The sequence below is a fragment of the Nocardia sputi genome (assembly GCF_023501985.1).
Map to the genome: position 1 here is coordinate 246,713 of NZ_JAMFLC010000002.1, position 16,067 is coordinate 262,779.

Here is a 16,067-nt window from a genome sequence, read left to right on the forward strand (position 1 = left end):
GCCCACACCCCGGCCCGGGCGCGAGGCTGAACCCATGTCCACGCTCGCCCGTCCACTCATCCGCTACGGCTATGCGCCGTTCATGCTGCTCGGCATCAACGGCATTGGGATCGCCCTGGCCGCCACCGGCGCCAACAAAGCCTGGCTGATCGCACTGCTCGCCATCGCGGTCGCAGTGTCGTTCACCGCCGAACGCCTCCTGCCCTACCAGGACTCCTGGAACACCTCCCACGGCGACGCCGGCCGCGACACCGCCCACACCTTCGTCAACGAAACCCTCATCCTTGCCAGCGTCGCCGCCATCCCCGCACTGGCCGCCCTGGTCCCCGGGGACGGGATCTGGCCGAGCGGTTGGCCGTTCGTCATGCAGGTACTGGTTGCGGTCCTGGTCGCCGACCTCGGGATCACCCTGGCCCACTACGCCAGCCACAAAATCGGGGTCCTGTGGCGGTTCCACGCCGTGCACCACAGCGTCACCCGCTTCTACGGGCTCAACGGCCTGATGAAACACCCCCTGCACCAAACCATCGAAATGACCGCCGGCGTCACCCCACTGCTACTCGCCGGAATACCGGTCCCGGTCGCCGCGGCCCTGTCGCTGGCCGTGGCGGTGCAACTGCTGTTGCAGCACTCCAACGCCGACTACCGCGTCGGACCGTTCAAGTACGTGCTGGCGCTCAACGAGGGCCACCGCTTCCACCACCTGAAATGGGCCGGCATCGGCGACGTCAACTTCGGGCTGTTCACCCTGATCTGGGACCACCTGCTACGCACCTACAGCTACGACCCGCACCGCCGCTTCTCCAGCGCTGATCTCGGCATGGCGGCCAAACCCAACTATCCCGTGGCCTATCTGGCCCAGCTCGCCGAACCCTTCACCCGCCACGGCGCCTGCGACTTCACCCCCGACACGATCAGCACGTCGGATACCGCCGCACAGGTCAAATCAGTCTGACCACCGATCTCACCGGACACTTCAACCATTCGAAAGGAACCTGCCGTGCCGACCATCCCGCCCGCAGCCCGCGCCCGCTACCACGAGGAAATGCACGCGGCGAAGACCACACCCGACACCGAACAGCGCTGGGTCCATCTGGAACGCGCACATATCCTGTCCCAGCCCGACCCGTGGCTGCACACCCGCAACCACCTCGCCATGCTCGCCCTCGCCGTGCGCCAGCGCGACCGCCGCGAAGCCCTCGGCCAGGTCGTCCGGATCATCGTCGCCGCACCCGGATCCCTGGCCGGCCTCGCCCCCGAAGGCAACACCGGCCGTGCCCGGGTCGGATTGCGCGAGACCATGCCGATCCCGCCGGAGCTGGCCGACCTGCTGCGAGCGGGCGCATAAATAGCCGGAAAACGGTTGCATCCAGGACGAACCTTGACTCTGTATGTAGGTACAGGGTCGAGAATAAGGAGCATGCGAACTGGTGAGCTGGCCTCTCGGGCCGGTGTCAATGTTCAGACCCTGCGCTACTACGAACGGCGTGGACTCCTGGCGCAACCGGAGCGGTCACCTGCGGGTTACCGCCGCTACCCCGAGAACGCCGTGGACGTGGTCAGGTTCGTCAAACGGGCCCAGGAGCTGGGCTTCACGCTCGATGAGATCGTCGAACTGTTACGGCTGGCCGACGGCGGTCCCGACGACTGCGACACTGTCCGCGCACTCGCCGAATCAAGGGTCGCCGAGATGCGACGACGGATCACAGACCTGCACAACATGCAGCGCGCACTGACCGAACTCATCGCAACGTGCGAGTTGCCCCGCGCTCACCGATCCTGTCCCGTACTGACCGCACTACACGAAGGACCACACTCGTGAGGCTCGATATCCTCCAGGTCCCAGACTGCCCCAATGTGGCGGTGCTCGAACAACGCCTTCACGAGGCCACCGCCGGTCAACCGATCACGCCGGAGATCACCCACCACATCATCGACGACCCCGAGCAGGCCGCTTCGGCCGGCATGACAGGCTCACCCACCCTGCTGATCGACGACCGCGACCCTTTCGCCACACCGGGCTATGCCCCCAGCTTGTCCTGCCGCCTCTACCCCCAAGAGGACGGCGGACTCGACGGAGCACCCTCGGTCACGGCGCTCCGCGCCGCTTTGAGGTCGAACTCGGCCGACGGTGGGCAACCCACGGACGATGCACAAACCGGGTGCTGCTCCCCGTCCGCCGCGGACTCCGCCGCCGCGCTGAGCATCTGGCGTGCGGCCGCACAACCGGCAGACCCTACGGAAAAGGCGGTGCATCAGGACATCCTGCGGTTCTTCGCAACCAGCGGCCGCGCACCGACCGCCGCCCAATTGGCCGAGACCCGCGCTGTGCACGCCGTGCCGATCGAGCAGGTTCTGCGCCACCTCCACGACGCCGATGTCATCCGTACCGACACCGACGGGCTCATCGTGGCGGCGTATCCGTTCTCCGCCGCTCCCACCCCTCATCGGGTCAGAATCGCCGGCGGCCCCACCGTCTCCGCGATGTGCGCCGTAGACGCACTCGGTATCGGCGCGATGCTCGGCACGCAGGTCATAATCACCACCACCGACCCGGTAACCTCCGACCCGATCACCATCACCGCCGACAACCAACTCGCCACCGCGCAGCCGGCCACCACGGTCGTGTTCGTCGGCGCACAAGCCGGCCTGGGCCCGTCTGCCGAAACCTGCTGCAGTCACCTCAACTTCTTCACCGAACGCCGCACCGCCCAGAAGTGGGCGGACGATCACCCCGGCGTCGACGGCGATATCGTCGAACTTCCTGACGCCCACCACCTCGGCACCGCGATCTTCGGCCACCTCCTCGAGCCCTCGAGCAGTCCGAGGTTGCCGCACACACCCGACACACCGATCTGACGGCAGCAGTGGCCGGAGACCGGCACAGTGCGATATCGCCGCGCGGCGAAGCGATAGACGGTTGACCACGCATGACGTTCACCCAGACTTCACTTGCCTTCGGGATAGATATTCGTCAATATCGATGTATGTCTAAACCGCAGTTGCCGGTGATACCGGTCGAATCCTGCCACCCCGCCCCACGGGTGCGGGAACCTCTGACAGCGGAGGCCGCAGTCGAGCTGGCGGCGGTGTTCAAGGCACTGTCGGACCCGATACGTCTGCGGCTGTTGAGCTCGATCGCGTCGCGATCCGGGATGGAAGCCTGCGTGTGTGACCTGTCCGAGGGCATCGACCTCACCCAGCCGACCATCTCCCACCACCTGAAAGTGCTGCGCGAAGCAGGGCTGCTGACCAGCGAACGCCGCGCATCCTGGGTGTACTACCGGGTTGTCCCGCAGGCGTTGGCACGGGTCTCCGATGCGCTGCTGCTGGAAAGCGGCGAGGCCGCCGAGGTCACCGCATGAGTACCACCGACACCACCACGGCCGCCGAGCAGGGCGTGGTCGGCAAACTCTCGACGTTGGATCGGTTCCTGCCGGTGTGGATCGGCGTGGCCATGGCCGCCGGCTTGTTGCTGGGCCGACTCATCCCCGGCCTCGGCGACGCCCTCGCCGCAGTGGAGATCGACGGAATCTCGCTGCCGATCGCGATCGGCCTGCTGATCATGATGTACCCGGTGCTGGCCAAGGTCCGCTACGACCGCCTCGACACCGTCACCGGCGACCGCCGCCTCCTCATCGGGTCGCTGGTGCTGAACTGGCTGCTCGGTCCGGCGTTGATGTTCGCGCTGGCATGGCTGCTGCTGTCCGACCTCCCGGAGTACCGCACCGGACTGATCATCGTCGGCCTGGCCCGCTGTATCGCCATGGTGATCATCTGGAACGACCTCGCCTGCGGAGACCGCGAAGCCGCCGCCGTGCTCGTGGCGTTGAACTCGATCTTCCAGGTCATCATGTTCGCCGTGCTGGGCTGGTTCTACCTCTCGGTGCTACCCGGATGGCTCGGCCTGGAACAGACCACGATCGAAGCCTCACCCTGGCAGATCGCGAAATCGGTACTGATCTTCCTCGGCATCCCGCTGCTGGCCGGATACCTCACCCGCCGATTCGGCGAACGCGCGAAGGGCCGCGACTGGTACGAGACCAGGCTGATTCCGCAGATCGGGCCGTGGGCGCTCTACGGGCTGCTGTTCACCATCGTGCTGCTGTTCGCCCTGCAAGGCGACCGCATCACCTCCCAACCCCTCGACGTGGTCCGCATCGCGGTACCGCTACTGGCCTATTTCGCCATCATGTGGGGCGGCGGCTACCTCCTCGGCGCTGTCATGGGCCTCGGATACAAGCGAACGACCACACTGGCGTTCACCGCGGCGGGCAACAACTTCGAACTCGCCATCGCGGTCGCGATCGCCACCTACGGCGCCACCTCCGGGCAAGCCCTGGCCGGTGTGGTGGGTCCGTTGATCGAGGTCCCCGTCCTGGTCGCGCTCGTGTACGTGTCGCTGGCGCTGCGGAACCGGTTCCGTACCTCCGCAGCGGTAACCGAAGTGGAGTCGCGATGACCACGGCCCCGACTGTGTTGTTCGTCTGTGTCCGCAACAGCGGAAAATCGCAGGTGGCGGCCGGGCTGATGCATCAGGCTGTCGGCGGCCAGGTCGTCGCGCTCTCGGCGGGCACCGACCCGGGCACGAAGCTCAACGCATTATCGGTAGCCGCACTCGCCGAAGTCGGGGTCGACATCAGCGGCGAAGTCCCGAAACCGGTCGACGCCGAGCTTCTCGCTGCCGCCGGACTCGTGGTCATCCTGGGCCGCGAAGCCCAACTCGACGTCGCGCCCAGGGTGCGGATGCTGCGGTGGGAGACCGACGAGCCCTCGCAGCGTGGGATCGAGGGGATCCAGCGGATGCGGCTGGTCCGCGATGATATCGCCGCCCGCGTCCAGGCCCTGGCCGCCGAACTCAGCTCACCCGTCCAATCCTGATTCATCCTTCTCGAGTATCGGACAACGGATATGACCGAATCGCCCCTCCCCGCTACCGCGTTGCGTGCGGATTTGAGTATCGACCAGCATGTGGCGTTGAAAACCGCTGCGACCCGGCTGCAGCGGGAGTTCGACGGTACCTTCGGTGTGGAAACGATCGAACGGTTCCTGCATTCCTCCTACGAGCAGTTCGCCGGCCGCGCCACCATCGTCAACTTCCTACCCCTGCTGGCTGAACGGTTCGCCCGCCAGCGCCTTCAGGCTCTGGCGAAGGTGGAAGGGCTGACCCATACCGGCACCCCGACCGTGTTGTTTCTGTGCACCCACAACGCCGGCCGCTCCCAGATGGCGCTCGGCCTGTTCACCCACCTCGCCGGCGACCACGCCATCGCTTGGTCCGGGGGCAGCGAACCCGGCGACGAAATCAATCCGGCCGCGGTCGCGGCGATGGCCGAGATCGGGATCGACATCACCGGCGAGTACCCGAAGCCGTGGACCGAAGAAATCCTGAAAGCCGCCGACGTCATCATCACCATGGGCTGCGGCGACGCCTGCCCTGTCTATCCCGGCCGCCGGTACGAGGACTGGGACCTGCCCGACCCCGCCGGCCTCGACGTCGCCGCGATCCGCCCGATCCGCGCCGAGATCGAAACCCGCGTGCGTGCGCTGCTCGCCGAACTCGACGTCCCCACCGCCTGAAAGGCCCCTTGCTGTGACCGATAAGCCGAGTGTGTTGTTCGTCTGCGTCCACAATGCCGGACGCTCCCAGATGGCTGCCGGATTCCTCACCCACCTCGCGAGCGGGGCGATAGAAGTCCGGTCGGCAGGCAGCGCGCCCGCCGAACACCTGAATCCCGCCGCAGTGGAAGCTATGCGCGAGGTCGGGATCGATATCACCTCCCAGGCCCCGAAAATCCTGACACCGGATGCGGTGCAGTCCTCGGATGTGGTGATCACCATGGGCTGTGGCGATGCCTGTCCGGTGTTCCCGGGCATCAGTTACCGCGACTGGGATCTGGAGGATCCGGCCGGTAAAGGTGTTGAAGCGGTGCGCCCGATCCGCGACGAAATCCGCGCCCGGGTCGAGGCACTCATCGCCGAGCTGCTGCCCGCCCACGCCTGAACCACATCCAGCCGACCACGGTCGAGGTAGAAGCGATGGCCGCCGCCAGGTTCGCACCAAGTCTCGGTGCTCGGGCGGCAACGCGATATCGCGCGGAGTTGCTCGGCACCGGGGTGGTGATGGCTGCGCCGGTGACGGGCTGGTGGGTGGCGCAGCTGGCCGGTCCAGGCCATGCCCCGGGCCGCGCTGGGCTCACTGCGGTCGTGGCAATCGCGGTCCTGGCCCTTGGCACCGGTTTGTTCCGGAGCCGGGCGCCGCAGTGGAATCCGCTGCTGACGGTGGCCGATGCCCTACTGGAACGCCGCCACAGTCTCACCGGCCCCCAGCTCGGCGGTCATCTCCTCGCCCAGGTAGGGGCAGCGGCTGCCGAGGCCGGTGTGGTGGTCGCGGGGTGCCTGGTGGTCGGGATCACCCCACCGGCGGTTCCCGCCCCGAACGGTGCGAACGCCGTGAGCGAGATGACCGCCGCCGCTGCGGCGGTCATCTGCTTCTTCGGCACCACCCGCACGCCTACGCTGAGAATGTCCGCAGCCGGTGCCAGCGCACTGGCTGCCGCGGTGTTCTTGGTGTCGGGGGCGGGTTTCCTCGGCAACCCGGCTGTAGTCGCGGGCGCGGTCGTACTCGGACTCGGTCCGGCGCCGGCGTTGGTAATCGTGGTCTGTCAGCTGGGTGGCTGCCTCGTCGGCTACCGGGTCGCCATCGCACTATGGCCCGAAACCGGCCAGCGCCTCGACGCCCTCACTTCTCCACCCGGGCGGGCCGCTACGAGTTCTCGGCCGGGGCAATGATCGGGACGAGAGTTTCGGGGCGGGGTTATCGCATTGCGTCGGCGCGCTGCCACGCTGCTGAGCGCAGCAGGCGTAGCCCGTTGAGTCCGACTATGACGGTAGAACCTTCGTGTCCGGCCACACCGAGAGGCAGCGGGAGATGCCCGAGCAGATCCCAGAGCACCAGGACGGTCATAAAGGATGCGGCGACGATCAGGTTGGCGATCACGATCCGGCGGGCCCGGCGCGAGAGTGCGATCACCGCCGGGATCGTGGTGAGGTCATCGCGCACGACCACAGCGTCGGCGGTCTGTAAGGCGAGGTCTGACCCGGCGCCGCCCATCGCGATTCCCACGTGCGCCGTGGCCAGTGCGGGCGCGTCGTTGATACCGTCGCCGACCATGGCGATCCGGGACCCGTCAGCTTCGAGGTCCCGGACCGCTGACACCTTGTCGCCGGGCAGCAGGCCCGCACGCACCTCGGTGATCCCGGCCTGTGCGGCGAGCCGGGTGGCGGTGGCAGGGTTGTCGCCGGTGAGCAACACCGGTGTGGTGCCGGTTATTTCGGTGAGCGCGGTGATGGTGGGGGCGGCTTCGGGACGTATCTGATCGGTGAGGCCCAAGACCGCGATCGGTGTGTGTTCGCAGAGCATGACGACCGCGGTTCGCCCGCCCGCGTGGATCTCCTCGGCGGCTGTCGCCGCGGCTTGTTCTGCGGAGGTGCGCCGCGAAGTCAGCAACGCCGCCGGAGACCCCACACGCACAAAATGGCCCTCTACCAGCGCGGACACACCGCGACCGGGTTGGGCGGTGAATTCGTCGGCGACCGGCAGCGACAGGGCGCGGGAGCGCGCGGCGCGCACGATCGCGGTGGCCAGGGGGTGTTCGCTGGGATACTCGGCGGCCGCGGCCAGCCGCACGATGTCCTCTACGGTGAAGTGTGTGTCTATGGTGCGGACCTCGGTGAGTTCGGGGGCGCCGCGGGTTAGGGTGCCGGTCTTGTCGAATGCGACACGGGTCGTGCTGCCGAGTTTTTCCATCACCACCGCCGACTTCACCAGGACACCGTGGCGTCCGGCGTTGGCGATCGCGGCCAGCAGCGGCGGCATCGTCGCCAACACCACCGCGCAGGGGGAGGCGACGATCATGAACGTCATCGCCCGCAGCAGCGAATCCCGTAACTCCGCACCCCACAGCAGCGGGATCACGAACACCGCGATCGTGGCCGCGACCATACCCACCGAGTAGCGCTGCTCGATTTTCTCGATGAACAATTGAGTCCGGGCTTTGGTGCGGCCGGCTTCCTCGACCAGGCCCGCGATGCGGGCGACGACGGAGTCCTGCGCGCGGCGCTCCACCCGTACCCGTAGTGCGCCGGTCCCGTTGAGGGTTCCGGCGAACACCTCGTCACCGGCGAGTTTGTCCACCGGCAGAGGTTCGCCGGTGATGGTGGCCTGGTCGACCTCGCTCGCCCCGCCCACGACACAGCCGTCGGCGGCGATCCGGTCACCGGGCCGGACCAGGATCACAGCACCGACCGCCAGGTCGGCGGCGGCGACGGTCTGCTCACCTCCCTCGGGAGTGAGCAGGGTCGCGGTATCCGGCGCCAGGTCCAGCAGCCCACGCACGGAGTCCTCGGTGCGGGCGGTGGCCAAGGCTTCCAGCGCGCCGGAGGTGGCGAAGATGACGATCAGCAGGCCACCGTCGAGTACCTGGCCGATCGCCGCGGCGCCGATCGCGGCGACGACCATCAGCAGATCGACATCCAAGGTCTTGTCCCGCAACGCCCGCAGACCCGCCAGCCCCGGCTCCCAGCCGCCGGTGGCATAGCACGCCAGATACAACGCCCACCACAACCATGACGGTGTATTCGCCAACTGTGCCGTCAATCCCAGCAGGAACAGCACCAATGATGCTGCTGCCCACCGTATTTCCGGAAGGTCGAACAGCCGGGTCCGGCGTGCCGCCACCGGGCCGGGGCCGATGGCGGGGCGGCTGGGCGCGGCGATGGAGGAAGTCACAGGGAGCCTCCGGAGATCGGGGAAGGAACCACCCGACAATAACAGAACATATGAAGACGTCTTCATGAACGCCTGTGGGATACACTCCACGACATGGGACACGGTGTCGAAGGCCGCGACCGGCCGGTCGCACGGTTGCAGCCCGACGCCGCCGCCCATGTGGCCACCACCTTGCAGGCGCTGGCCACCCCGAGCCGGTTGTTGATCCTCACCGAGTTGCGGCAGGGGCCGCGCCCGGTCACCGAGCTCGCCGAAGCCGTCGGCATGGAGCAATCCCTGGTCTCACACCAACTACGACTGCTACGCAATCTCGGCCTGGTCACCGGCACCCGCGCCGGGCGAAGCGTCATCTACAGCCTCTACGACAACCACGTCGCCCAACTCCTCGACGAAGCGATCTACCACAGCGAACACCTGCGCCTGGGCATTGCGGATCGCCCTGAAACCGCAGGGTAAACCTCGCCCGATATCTCTCTGCGCCGCAACGACTACGCGCGGCACTCGATCCAGAACACGCCCGCCCGGCGCAGCGTACCGGCGGGCGCATCCACCCTCAGCGCACGTACTCACCTCGTCTTCCGGGCGCAGGAGACAGTCGCCGCACCAGATACGCCGCGTCCCGGCCGACGCCGCGCAGCGAGTTCGACGACGGAGTGCGCTGCCACTCCACCCCGAGGAACCCCAGCCCCGGATGCGTGAGCGACAGTCCCCGGCATTGCTGCGGGATCCCGGTGTCGGTGAGCGCGCCGGTTCCGGCGAGGTAGGGCAGGTGCGGGCGGTAGCCGGTGGCAAAAATGACCGCGTCCACCGGGGTGCGGGTGCCGTCCGGCCACACCACCCCTTCGGAGGTGAAAGTGGTGAACACCTCCCGCTGTTCCGGCTTCCCGGCGGCGAGGGCGGCACGGTAGCGGCCTGCGTCGAGCACCGGCTGCGTCGGCGCGTCCTTCACGATCCGGCCCAGCGGAGCTGCGTCGAATCCGGTGACGGTGAACCAGAAATGCACATCCCGGCCCAGCGGACGTTGCGGCACGAACTTCACCGGCGCCCTACTGGCCAGCACGACCTCGGCATGTTCGGCGAGTTCGGCGGCGATCTGGACCGCGGAGTTCCCGGCCCCCACCACGATCACCCGCTGGTCGGTGAACTCGGCTGGGCGGCGGTACTCGCTGGCGTGCAGTATCCGGCCACCGAACTCGTCTCGGCCGGGCACGGTGGGCACGTGTGGGGAGCCGAACGATCCCGTTGCCGCGATCACCCGAGGCGCGGTGAACACCGCACCGGACGCGGTGGTGACCGCGAATCCCTCACCATCGGTGGAGGCGACGGCCTCGACGGGTGTGCTGGTGCGGATATCGACATCCAGGGCTGCGGCGTAGGAGCGCAGGTAGTCGATCACCTCGTCGCGGTGGGGATACCGGTCCGGGCCACCGGGGAACCGGCGCCCGGGCAGGGCGCTGTAGCGGGCCGGGGAGAACAGGGTCAGGCTGTCGTAATACCGCGGCCACGACCCGGCCGCCTCCGGCGAGGCTTCCAGGATCGCGGTGGTCAGGCCCGCGGCGGTGAGGTGGTGGGCTGCGGCGAGGCCGGATTGGCCGCCGCCGACGATGACCGCGTCGTAGGCGTATTCGCTTGTCACAACATTTCTTTCTTCGAAATAGGGATTCCGGTGAGTGGCGCGATCATCGCCGCGACGGCGGCGACGGCGCCGAGGATCAGGTAGGCGTGGGCGTAGCTGCCGGTCCATGCCGAGAGCACGGTGCCCGCCCACGGGGCGAGCGCGGACACGATCACTACCGGCGCGGACAGCAGGCCGTTGAGGCGGCCGTAATGGGTGGCGCCCCAGCGGTCGGTGATCGCGGTGGCCTGGATCAGCGTGAAGATCCCGCGCACCAGCCCGGCGCCGATCGCGACCGCGACCAGCACGATCACCGCCGACACCACTCCGAGCAGCGCGGTCGAGGCGGCGAGCGCGACCAGCACCAACACAGTGCGGGTGGTGACACCGGTGTAGCGGGCCAGTGGTAGATACCCGATCCGTCCCAGCACCTGTCCGGCGCCGCCGAGCCCGAGCGCGGTCGCGGCCAAGCCGGGGCTGAAGCCCTGCTCCTGGAGCAGGGCGACGAGGTTGAAGATGCCGGCGAAGCTTGCGAACGCGGCCAGGCACATGGTGACGACCAGCGCGGCGAAGCGCGGACTGCGCGCGATCTGCGAGTGGTCGGCATGCGCGGCCTCGGTCGGCGCCGGTGGTTGCGGCCATACCACCCGCAACCCGAACCAGTGTGCCGGGATCGTCAGCACCGCGAGGACCACGGCGAGAACGAGATAGGTGGCGCGCCAATCGGTGTGCGCGTCCAGGGCGGCGGTGAGCGGCGCGAACACCGTGGACGCCAGCCCGCCGGCCAGGGTGAGGATCATCAGCGCAGTCACGCTCTGCGGCCCCCACCAGCGGGTCAGCGCCGCGAACGCCGGCGGATACAACACCGCACCCATCGCCACCCCCGCCGCGAGCCAGCCGAGATAGAACACGGCCAGGTTCGGTGCCGCCGCGATCGCGACCAGCGCTGATACACCGAGAACCGATCCGGCGGCCATCACCCGCCGCGGTCCGGTCCGGTCGATGAACGCGCCGACCGGGATCCCGGTGAGCGCGGTCGCGAGCTGGCCGAGCGAGAACGCGGCGGTGATCACCGGCGCGGACCAGCCGGTATCGGTGGTGATCGATACCGACAACACCGGGAACGCGTAATACAGGATTCCCCAGCTCGATATCTGGGTCAGGCACAACACCGCCAGCACCCGGCGGCGCCCCGCCCGCGACAACTCACCTACCGTTGCCGCGGGCGCGGTCTCCACATCCGTCACGCCGAAACCGGGCCTCTACTGAGCGGCAGCGGCCGGGGCGCAACACGCCACGTCCGACTCGATCTCGGCCTCCGAGGTGGAAACGTCGGTGCCGCAGCACGCCTGCACCGCCTCGCCGTCGTCCTTGCCTGCGAAGCGGGGTTCGGTGCCGAAGTGCTCGGTATCGGCCAGCACGGTGTAGACCTCCCACCGCTCCTGATTCGGTCCGGTTACCCAGACTTTGTCCTGGGTGGCGAAGCAACACGTGGTCGCGATCTGCTCCTCGGTGAACAGACCGGCGTCCGACAAGCGCGCGATCTCGGCGTGCACTTTTTCCGAGGACTCCACCTCGACACCGAGATGGTTCACGCTGCCGCCCTGGCCCGGGTTCTCGATGAGCACCAGCTTCAGCGGCGGCTGCTCGACGGCGAAGTTCGCGTAGCCGGGCTTGCGCTTGGCCGGCTCGACTCCGAACAGGGTCGAGTAGAACTCGACGGCCTGCTCCAGATCGTCGACGTTGAGTGCGAGCTGAACACGTGACATCATGACCACCACCTGTGTGACATATATCGAAGAGTTGACAGCGCCCAGTGTGCCACCTTTTCGACATAAGTCAACATCGTAGGTAGGATGGATTTCATGCCCAAAGCACTGCCCGTCATCGACATGACAACACCCCTGTGCTGCCCACCGGTGGCCGCCGGCCCGGTCGACGACGAAGCCGCCCTGCACGTCGCACTCCGGCTCAAAGCACTGGCAGACCCGGTCCGGGTGAAACTGATGTCACTACTGCTGACCAGCCCCGAGGACGGACGCAACGGCGGCGAACTCGCCGACGCGGTCGGGCTATCCGAATCGACGGTCAGCCACCATCTCGGCCAACTTCGCAAAGCCGGGCTCGTGAACTCCGAACGCCAAGGCATGAACGTCATCCACCGCGTCCACCGCGACGCACTCTCCGCACTCTGCGTCGTCCTCGACCCCAATTGCTGCCGATAGCCAGCACCAACACCGCTATTGCAGTAGCAAGCCGAGACTGGCCTGTCCACAACACCTGTGGCGAACTGCTACAGTCCAGCCAAAGCTGCTGAGCTGCGGAAAGATACCTCCAAGGTACGGAACCACCCCGCGACCCCCAGAGAAGCCACGGCATACCCGATATGCCCACCCCAGCCCGCCAGCTCATCGGTCAGGACATGGCGAATATCACTGCTGCCGACCAGCGCACCGGCGGCGTCCTCGGCGATGAAGAACGAGAACGGCACCCGACCGTCGCCGGTGCCGACCGTGCGGGCGGCCTCGAGCCAGTCTAAATAGTCCTGCCAGGGCATGTCTTCCTGGTAGTCCTTCGCGAAGGTGAATCCGCCGCGATGAAACGCGCGGCGGAGCGTGCGGAACGCCTGTTCGTCTCCCTTGTACAGAGGTCGCAGCCGCAGCGCCGGGCGGGGGCCGGTGACCGACCGAAGCGGCACTGTCATCTCTATCAGCACTTTCCCGCGCGCGGTGTCGATCGACCGGGTGCCCAGTTTCGACGAGCTGATTGCGCCGGTATAGGTTTCGTGCGGGTTCGTTGTCGTCGAGGACTGACAACCGCAGGTTCGGGTGCCCGTCGACGCGCGCCCAGTCGAACGCGGCGCTCAGCAACCGGTCCGAGATCCCGGTTCCGCGGGCAGCCGGAGAAATTCATACCGAGACGACTTCCGCACCAGCCTCACCGCCGCGCACGGCGGCGGGTCCGAGCACAGTGTCGTGCTCCTCGGCGACGAACATCACCCGAGTCCGGGTCCAGCACTTCCACTGGTCGTCGCTCCACGCCAGTGCCTGCTCGTAGGTGCTGGAGAAGGTGTCTGCAGGGCTACCGGCGAGTGCGTCGAGCCGCGCTGTCCGGGCTGTCGGCCAGTCGTCGGCAGTAAGGCGGCGCACGATCATGTACAGAATGATCAGGACTCACTGCACCAGCGGCAATTCAATATTGCCTGCAACCCCGGTGTGTGACCGTCAGTCGGTGGCGAGGATGTCGGTGTGGATCCGCTCGATGATGGAATCGCGGCTCCAGCTGGAGTCGATGCGGACCTCCTCAACGTGGGACAGGGGTTGCCAGCCGTGATACCACTCGGCCATCTGGTCAGGAGGAATCGTTGCGGCCTGCGGCCGGCCCGCATGGCGAGCGAGCGTTTCGTCGAAGGCGAGGTCGAAGCCATAGTGCAGTGCACAGCCGGCGGCGTCGGCGAGGCGGTGCAGCATCGACCCGTATCGATCGGCGTCGAGGATGCCTTCCACGATCGTCACCATCCCACGGGCCAGGCACAGGGTCGCGATGTGTTCGATCAGCTCGATATTCCACCCGCCTGGCGCGTCGCGCTCACGGACTATCTGCCGCCGCACTACATCCTGACCGACGACCGCGCAGTGGCCGTGCTCGAAGCGACGTTGGAGGCCGGCGGCGACGGTCGATTTGCCCGACGCTGAATTACCGCGGATGACGACCAGCGTGGTCATCGAGCGGCAGCGGGTTGGATGGCGCTGTCGAGCTTGCGGATGAAGCGTGGGAGGTGGGGATCGGTGCCCGGCAGGCCGTGGGGGTCGAGGTCCCACCAGCGGCCCCCGTCGAACTCGGCGGGATCGAGGTCGTAGTTCCGGGCCCGGTCACCCCGAGCGACATGCCACAGAGAGATATCAACATGGCCAGCGGTGGGGCCGACGGTGGGAGTCACGGTCAGGAACAGGGGCTGATCCCCGACGACATCGAATCTCGGGTCGAACCCGAGTTCCTCGCGCGCTTCCCGCCGCGCCGCAGTGCACGGGTCTTCGCCGAGTGCCAGGTGCCCACCCATCGGGAGTTCGAGACCGGATTTGCGGTGTCTACCGAGGTAGATGCCGCGCTCGGCGGGGTCGACCAAGACCACGTACGCGACCAAGTGCTGCGGTGGAGTCGCCGGTGGAACCCGCCGGAAGATGTCATCGGTTTGGGCGAGCCAGGCCAGTGCCTGCTCGATGTGTTGCTGTTCGACCTCGTCGATCGACGTGATCGCGGCAACAAGATCAGCGATGGCTGCGGTGGCGGGCTCCATGTCCCGCGAGCATAACGACACCTTGCGACATCTGAGAAGAACCTCCCTTTTCGAAGCTTCCAGCCTCCGTTCACAACCTCGGGCCAGCCAGCCGATGCACGGCCGGGGCAGGTGGCCCGATCGCCCGGCAGAGCCGTCACGTGCCGGGCGATCGTCGCTCCCTCCGATCGCATCCGCGCGCGCCATCGGTGTGGAACCCTTGCGCGGTGCCGCCGCCATGCCGACAGTGTTGCCGGTTTCTCGAGACACCGACGAGCGCGCACGGTCGCCGGTTAGTGCGGGGCCGTCCGCGTCAGGATTAGTATTCACGTTGCGATTCAGCATGTGCCGCGCCTGCCTGGGTGGGGTCGGCCCAGGTGATGGTGCGGTGCGTAACACGCTGCGGGGCGCGCGGGTCCGTGTGACGGGTCCGGCTGGCGATCACGGTTCGTGTCCGGCATCGAGGGTGGGTGAGCCCGCAGGGCGGGGGGCAGGTTCGGTGTTGGTGAGCCAGGCGCCGGGTTCGTGGGGCCGGTCGGTGGCCGAGGCCTGGTGGGGCTCGTCCACGCCGGGCGAGTCCATGGCGTCGATTGCGGCGTCCATCGCACGCCCGGGGTACTGGCCCTGGTTCTGGGACAGGAGTTGTTCACAGTGGTGGAGGGTGCGGAGTTGGGGTATCAGGGTCGCGGGGGCCGGGATCGGCTGGTTGTCGGTAGTGATGCCGGCGGCGGCTAGGACTTCGGCTTGCTGTTTGTAGCTGCTGGTGTCTTCGCGGGCGAGGCTGCGCCAGCGTTGGGCGAGGATCTCGGGGCCGGTGGAGGCGAGGGTGGAGGCGACGGCGGTTTTCCAGTCGGGTGTGCGGCCCCAGACGCGGCGGATTTCTGTGGTGTCGCTGGTGAGCAGTGCGGTGACGGCGGCGGTGCGGGTCCACAGGGCGCGCAGGTTGCGGTCGAATGCGGTGGCGGTGCCGGCTTCGCGGACGGCGCCGATGTGGCCGTAGCCGACCGCGGTGGCGATGTGCTGGCGGAGCCGGAGCGCGTCGGTGGTGAGGGCGGCCAGTAGGTGGTCGCGGTCGACGGGTGGTTCGGGCATGCGCAGGTACAGGTCCGGACTCCATCGGCGGCCTTTCCCGGCGCGTTCGCGGACGTGATCGAGCCAGGTTTGGGGGACACCGCCGGCGAGGGCGGCGTTTTGGAGTTCGTGGCGTAGGACGGCGTTGCGGTGCATCTTCTGATACATCCGCGGTGCGGGTGGTTCACCGAATCGTTCGCGTTCGGTTTCTCGCATCCGCATCTGTCGCGCGGTCACGGTCTGGTTCTGTAACCAGCGCAGGACTTTCGCCTGTGCGGGGGTGGGCAGGATCGGGGGCATCGCGAGCACTCCGG

21 protein-coding genes and 1 pseudogene are annotated in these 16,067 nt (G+C 67.5%); 12 read left to right on the forward strand and 10 right to left on the reverse strand.

The window, feature by feature from the left end:
- The first annotated feature begins 34 nt into the window (after nucleotides 1–34).
- From M8859_RS03695 to M8859_RS03740, 10 genes are all read left to right on the forward strand, one after another.
- Complete coding sequence (locus tag M8859_RS03695) at nucleotides 35–955, forward strand: sterol desaturase family protein (protein ID WP_249643825.1); 921 nt, start codon at nucleotides 35–37, stop codon at nucleotides 953–955.
- A gap of 45 nt (nucleotides 956–1,000) precedes the next feature.
- Entirely contained in the window at nucleotides 1,001–1,348 is a 348-nt protein-coding gene (locus M8859_RS03700) for a DUF3703 domain-containing protein (RefSeq protein ID WP_308221154.1), read from the forward strand.
- A 72-nt stretch (nucleotides 1,349–1,420) separates the two neighbouring features.
- Complete coding sequence (locus M8859_RS03705; protein ID WP_249643826.1) at nucleotides 1,421–1,822, forward strand: MerR family transcriptional regulator; 402 nt, start codon at nucleotides 1,421–1,423, stop codon at nucleotides 1,820–1,822.
- Complete coding sequence (locus M8859_RS03710; protein ID WP_249643827.1) at nucleotides 1,819–2,859, forward strand: alkylmercury lyase family protein; 1,041 nt, start codon at nucleotides 1,819–1,821, stop codon at nucleotides 2,857–2,859. The genes M8859_RS03705 and M8859_RS03710 overlap by 4 nt, the downstream gene beginning before the upstream one ends.
- A gap of 128 nt (nucleotides 2,860–2,987) precedes the next feature.
- The gene (locus M8859_RS03715; RefSeq protein WP_249643912.1) at nucleotides 2,988–3,365 is read left to right on the forward strand and encodes an ArsR/SmtB family transcription factor; all 378 of its coding nucleotides are present in this window, start codon (nucleotides 2,988–2,990) and stop codon (nucleotides 3,363–3,365) included.
- Nucleotides 3,362–4,462: an ACR3 family arsenite efflux transporter gene (arsB, locus tag M8859_RS03720; RefSeq protein WP_249643828.1), complete on the forward strand. Its 1,101-nt coding sequence runs from the start codon at nucleotides 3,362–3,364 to the stop codon at nucleotides 4,460–4,462. The genes M8859_RS03715 and arsB overlap by 4 nt, the downstream gene beginning before the upstream one ends.
- Nucleotides 4,459–4,881, forward strand: coding sequence for an arsenate-mycothiol transferase ArsC (locus tag M8859_RS03725; RefSeq protein WP_249643829.1), 423 nt, complete (start codon nucleotides 4,459–4,461; stop codon nucleotides 4,879–4,881). The genes arsB and M8859_RS03725 overlap by 4 nt, the downstream gene beginning before the upstream one ends.
- 30 nt (nucleotides 4,882–4,911) lie before the next feature.
- Nucleotides 4,912–5,580, forward strand: coding sequence for an arsenate reductase ArsC (locus tag M8859_RS03730; protein WP_249643830.1), 669 nt, complete (start codon nucleotides 4,912–4,914; stop codon nucleotides 5,578–5,580).
- A 13-nt stretch (nucleotides 5,581–5,593) separates the two neighbouring features.
- The gene (locus M8859_RS03735) at nucleotides 5,594–6,004 is read left to right on the forward strand and encodes an arsenate reductase ArsC (RefSeq protein WP_249643831.1); all 411 of its coding nucleotides are present in this window, start codon (nucleotides 5,594–5,596) and stop codon (nucleotides 6,002–6,004) included.
- Between the two features lie 35 nt (nucleotides 6,005–6,039).
- On the forward strand, nucleotides 6,040–6,792 hold the full coding sequence (locus tag M8859_RS03740) for a hypothetical protein (RefSeq protein ID WP_249643832.1): 753 nt from the start codon (nucleotides 6,040–6,042) through the stop codon (nucleotides 6,790–6,792).
- A gap of 25 nt (nucleotides 6,793–6,817) precedes the next feature.
- On the opposite strand, the gene M8859_RS03745 is transcribed toward M8859_RS03740, so the two are convergent.
- A complete protein-coding gene (locus tag M8859_RS03745) occupies nucleotides 6,818–8,791 on the reverse strand; it encodes a heavy metal translocating P-type ATPase (RefSeq protein ID WP_308221155.1) in 1,974 nt (657 codons plus the stop codon).
- Between the two features lie 93 nt (nucleotides 8,792–8,884).
- Between M8859_RS03745 and M8859_RS03750 the strand changes: the two genes are divergently transcribed.
- Complete coding sequence (locus tag M8859_RS03750) at nucleotides 8,885–9,247, forward strand: ArsR/SmtB family transcription factor (RefSeq protein ID WP_249643833.1); 363 nt, start codon at nucleotides 8,885–8,887, stop codon at nucleotides 9,245–9,247.
- A gap of 97 nt (nucleotides 9,248–9,344) precedes the next feature.
- On the opposite strand, the gene M8859_RS03755 is transcribed toward M8859_RS03750, so the two are convergent.
- From M8859_RS03755 to M8859_RS03765, 3 genes are read right to left on the reverse strand one after another with little or no spacing between them, the layout of a single operon-like run.
- On the reverse strand, nucleotides 9,345–10,427 hold the full coding sequence (locus M8859_RS03755; RefSeq protein WP_249643834.1) for a flavin-containing monooxygenase: 1,083 nt from the start codon (nucleotides 10,425–10,427) through the stop codon (nucleotides 9,345–9,347).
- Complete coding sequence (locus M8859_RS03760; RefSeq protein ID WP_372492841.1) at nucleotides 10,424–11,653, reverse strand: MFS transporter; 1,230 nt, start codon at nucleotides 11,651–11,653, stop codon at nucleotides 10,424–10,426. The genes M8859_RS03755 and M8859_RS03760 overlap by 4 nt, the downstream gene beginning before the upstream one ends.
- A 15-nt stretch (nucleotides 11,654–11,668) precedes the next feature.
- Nucleotides 11,669–12,175, reverse strand: a complete 507-nt coding sequence (locus tag M8859_RS03765) for an ArsI/CadI family heavy metal resistance metalloenzyme (protein ID WP_249643915.1) — start codon at nucleotides 12,173–12,175, stop codon at nucleotides 11,669–11,671.
- 96 nt (nucleotides 12,176–12,271) lie between these two features.
- Here M8859_RS03765 and M8859_RS03770 point away from each other — a divergent pair, with 96 nt between their 5' ends.
- Nucleotides 12,272–12,631 (forward strand): Rv2640c family ArsR-like transcriptional regulator, encoded by a 360-nt coding sequence (locus tag M8859_RS03770; RefSeq protein WP_249643835.1) that lies wholly within the window; start codon nucleotides 12,272–12,274, stop codon nucleotides 12,629–12,631.
- 68 nt (nucleotides 12,632–12,699) lie between these two features.
- Here the strand turns inward: M8859_RS03770 and M8859_RS03775 are convergent, their stop codons facing one another.
- From M8859_RS03775 to M8859_RS03795, 6 genes and pseudogenes are all read right to left on the reverse strand, one after another.
- On the reverse strand, nucleotides 12,700–13,110 hold the full coding sequence (locus M8859_RS03775; protein WP_249643836.1) for a GNAT family N-acetyltransferase: 411 nt from the start codon (nucleotides 13,108–13,110) through the stop codon (nucleotides 12,700–12,702).
- A 76-nt stretch (nucleotides 13,111–13,186) separates the two neighbouring features.
- Nucleotides 13,187–13,315, reverse strand: a pseudogene (locus M8859_RS37495) (GNAT family N-acetyltransferase); the annotation flags it as partial.
- Nucleotides 13,316–13,561, reverse strand: a complete 246-nt coding sequence (locus M8859_RS03780) for a hypothetical protein (RefSeq protein ID WP_249643837.1) — start codon at nucleotides 13,559–13,561, stop codon at nucleotides 13,316–13,318.
- A gap of 69 nt (nucleotides 13,562–13,630) precedes the next feature.
- Nucleotides 13,631–14,131 (reverse strand): AAA family ATPase, encoded by a 501-nt coding sequence (locus M8859_RS03785; protein ID WP_249643838.1) that lies wholly within the window; start codon nucleotides 14,129–14,131, stop codon nucleotides 13,631–13,633.
- The gene (locus M8859_RS03790; protein WP_249643839.1) at nucleotides 14,128–14,703 is read right to left on the reverse strand and encodes an NUDIX domain-containing protein; all 576 of its coding nucleotides are present in this window, start codon (nucleotides 14,701–14,703) and stop codon (nucleotides 14,128–14,130) included. The genes M8859_RS03785 and M8859_RS03790 overlap by 4 nt, the downstream gene beginning before the upstream one ends.
- Before the next feature lie 420 nt (nucleotides 14,704–15,123).
- Nucleotides 15,124–16,053, reverse strand: coding sequence for a hypothetical protein (locus M8859_RS03795; protein WP_249643840.1), 930 nt, complete (start codon nucleotides 16,051–16,053; stop codon nucleotides 15,124–15,126).
- Nucleotides 16,054–16,067: the final 14 nt, after the last annotated feature.